The organism is Kitasatospora sp. NPDC057500 (assembly GCF_042802195.1).
Taxonomy (GTDB): domain Bacteria; phylum Actinomycetota; class Actinomycetes; order Streptomycetales; family Streptomycetaceae; genus Kitasatospora.
Window position 1 is genome coordinate 1 of the sequence record NZ_JBHVER010000392.1, and the last position, 2952, is coordinate 2952.

Consider the following 2952-nt stretch of genomic DNA (forward strand, 5'->3'; position numbering starts at 1 on the left):
GTACCGGGGGCCGGGCGTCAGGCGCCCAGCGCGGCCTTCACGCTCTGCGCCAGCGGGACGGTCGGGCGGCCGATCAGCCGGGCCAGGTCGCCCGGGGTGCCGGCCAGCTCGCCGCGCGCGATGCCGGCGTCGACGTCGACCAGGATCTCCGCGAAGCCCTCCGGCAGGCCGGCGCCGACCAGGATCCGCAGGTGCTCCTCCGGGGCGACCGGGTGGAACGCGACCGGCCTGCCGGAGGCCAGGGCCAGCTCGGCGGCCAGCTCCGGCAGGGTCCAGGCGGCGTCGCCGCTCAGCTCGTACACCGCGCCCTCGTGGCCCTCGCCGGTGAGCACGGCCACCGCCGCGTCGGCGTAGTCCCGGCGCGGGGCGGTGGCGATCCGGCCGTCCTGGCCGGCGCTGCCGACCACCGCGCCGCGCTCGACCGTGCCGGCCGCGTCGCCCAGGTAGTTCTCGGTGTACCAGCCGTTGCGGAGCAGGGCGAAGGGCAGCCCGGAGTCGCGGATGACGGCCTCGGTGACCTTGTGCTCGTCGGCCAGCTTGAACGTGGCCGCCCCCGGGGCACTGGTGTAAGCGAGCAGGGCGACCCCGGCGGCGCGCGCCGCCTCGACCACGGCGGTGTGCTGCGGCACCCGGCTGCCGACCTCGCTGCCCGAGACGAGCAGCACCCTGTCGCCGGCGGCGAAGACGCCCGCCAGGCTCTCCGGGCGGTTGTAGTCGGCCACCCGGACGGCCACGCCGCGCTCGGCGAGGTCGGCGGCCTTCTCGGCGGAGCGGACGACCACGGCCACCTCGCTCGCGGGGACCTTGGCCAGCAGGCCCTCGACGACGAGGCGGCCGAGCTGTCCGGTGGCTCCGGTGACGACGTACATGGTGCTACTCCCTGGGGTCGTTGTCCGTTGAACTTCCTGCTTCGGAACTCACCCTAGGGGTGGCACTAACCTTTCGAAAGTACGCACTTCAAAGTAGGGTACTGACATGCAGGTAATGAACACCGCCCCCGGGGCGGCCCCCGGCGCCCCGGCCGGCCCGCTGCCGCCGCCCGACGTCTTCGACCGGATGTGCCCGTCCCGGGGCGTGCTGGAACACGTCACCAGCCGCTGGGGCGTGCTGGTGCTGGGCGCGCTGCACGAGCGCGGCTACCGCTTCAGCGAACTGCGCCGGCGGATCACCGGGGTGAGCGAGAAGATGCTCGCCCAGACCCTGCAGACCCTGGAGCGCGACGGCTTCGTGCTGCGCGAGGCACATCCGGTGATCCCGCCCCGGGTCGACTACAGCCTCACCCCGCTCGGCCGGGAGGCCGCCCGGCTGGTCGCCGAGCTGGCGCACTGGACCGAGGAGCGCGTGTCCGTCGTCATGGCCGCCCGCGACGAGTACGACGCCCGGGGGCGGTAGGCCTACCCCTCGGCCCGGTGCTGCTCGATGAGGGCGGCCAGGCCGTCCAGCACCCGGGCCAGGCCGAAGGCGTAGGCGTGGTCCGGGTCGTACGCGCCGCCGTGCGCCTCGCCGGCGGCGGCGCCGACCCGGGCCGCGACGGGGTGGCGCTCGGCGTCGAAGACCCGGGCGAGCAGTTCGGCGTTGGCCACCCACCACTGGGCGTCGGTCATCGCGCTCTCCTGGCGGGCGGCACGCTCGTCCGCCGCCATCCGGGCGCAGGTCTCCACGAAGCCCAGCAGATGGGTGAGCGCGGCGTCCAGCTCGACGTCCGGCAGACCGGTGCCCTCCAGGGCGCGCAGCTCGTACTCGTACTTGGCCATCAGGCCCGGCCCCAGCGGCGGACGGCTGGTGGCGACCGACACCGTCCACGGATGGGCGCGGTGCAGGGCGCGGTTGTCGTCGGCGACGGCCGCCACCCGGGCCCGCCAGCCGTCACCGCCGGGGGCGCTGCGGGGCATCGCCGCGTAGACGGTGTCCAGCATCAGATCGAGCAGCTCGGCCTTGCCGGGCACGTAGGTGTAGAGCGCCATCGGCGAGAGCCCGAGCTCCTGGGCGACCCGGCGCATGGTCACCGCGTCCACCCCCTCGGCGTCCGCGATCCGGATCGCGGCGGCGGCGATCTCCGCCGGGGACTTCGCCTGCCGGGGCCCGCGCCGGCCGGGCTTCTCCTGCGCCGACAGGCCCCAGAGCAGCGCGAGCGTGCGCGCCGGATCCCCGGCACTGCTGCGGTCATTGGCCATGGAGCCGATCCTTTCACGTCGCGCCCGCCGGTACGGTCGGGACCGTGAACGCCGCCGACCCCGACCCGCTGCCGGGCACCGACACCCGCGAGGCCGTCCGCCCCCGGGTGACCTGCCGCCGCTGCCACCGCCCGCTGCACGACCCGGAGTCGCGCATCCTCCGGCTGGGCCCCGAGTGCCGCGACCCGGCCGAGCGGGTGGCCCGCCATGACGTCGACCAGGACCCGCTCCCCGGCCTGGGCTGAGAAACGCGACCCCTCCGCGTGACGGGGATCACTGTTCCCAGATTCTCTGTACTATGTATAGTGTACTGCGTACGGGATAACCGCCGACGAGAGGTTCACCGAACATGCAGATCAACTCCTCCGCCGTCTCGCTCACCGTCGAGGACGTCGAGGCGTCCGCGTCGTTCCTGCGGGAGCACTTCGGCTTCGCCGAGCAGATGTCCGCGGACGGCTTCGTCTCCCTGGGGCACCCGAGCGCCGGGGTGAACGTGGTCTTCCTGAAGCGCGGGATCGAGGTCCTGCCGGAGGGCTTCCGCGACGAGGTCGCCGCCGGGCTGATCCTGGCCTTCGTGGTCGACGACGTCGCCGCCGAGGAGGCGCGCCTGCGGGCGGCCGGCGTGCAGATCACCATGGCGCTGCGCGCGGAGCCGTGGGGCGAGACGCTCTTCCAGGTCACCGACCCGAACGGGGTCGTGGTCCAGCTGGTGAAGTGGGCCGAGCAGCGGTAGCGGCACAGGAGACGGGCGGCGCCCCCGGCCGGGAAGGGCCGGGGG

General features: G+C 74.4%; 5 protein-coding genes. 3 read left to right on the forward strand and 2 right to left on the reverse strand.

The window, feature by feature from the left end:
- Positions 1 to 17 precede the first annotated feature (17 nt).
- Entirely contained in the window at positions 18 to 869 is an 852-nt protein-coding gene (locus tag ACFU74_RS36770; protein ID WP_380764487.1) for an SDR family oxidoreductase, read from the reverse strand.
- Between the two features lie 115 nt (positions 870 to 984).
- Here ACFU74_RS36770 and ACFU74_RS36775 point away from each other — a divergent pair, with 115 nt between their 5' ends.
- Positions 985 to 1392, forward strand: coding sequence for a winged helix-turn-helix transcriptional regulator (locus ACFU74_RS36775; protein WP_380764491.1), 408 nt, complete (start codon positions 985 to 987; stop codon positions 1390 to 1392).
- Positions 1393 to 1394: 2 nt separating this feature from the next.
- On the opposite strand, the gene ACFU74_RS36780 is transcribed toward ACFU74_RS36775, so the two are convergent.
- On the reverse strand, positions 1395 to 2174 hold the full coding sequence (locus ACFU74_RS36780; RefSeq protein WP_380764488.1) for a TetR/AcrR family transcriptional regulator: 780 nt from the start codon (positions 2172 to 2174) through the stop codon (positions 1395 to 1397).
- 44 nt (positions 2175 to 2218) lie between these two features.
- On the opposite strand from ACFU74_RS36780, the gene ACFU74_RS36785 reads away from it, so the two are divergent.
- Both ACFU74_RS36785 and ACFU74_RS36790 read left to right on the forward strand, forming a co-directional pair.
- Positions 2219 to 2419 carry a DUF6011 domain-containing protein gene (locus ACFU74_RS36785; protein ID WP_380764489.1) on the forward strand — a complete coding sequence of 67 codons (201 nt, stop codon included), beginning with the start codon at positions 2219 to 2221 and terminating at the stop codon, positions 2417 to 2419.
- Between the two features lie 104 nt (positions 2420 to 2523).
- Positions 2524 to 2907, forward strand: coding sequence for a VOC family protein (locus ACFU74_RS36790; protein ID WP_380764490.1), 384 nt, complete (start codon positions 2524 to 2526; stop codon positions 2905 to 2907).
- The last annotated feature ends 45 nt before the right edge of the window (positions 2908 to 2952 follow it).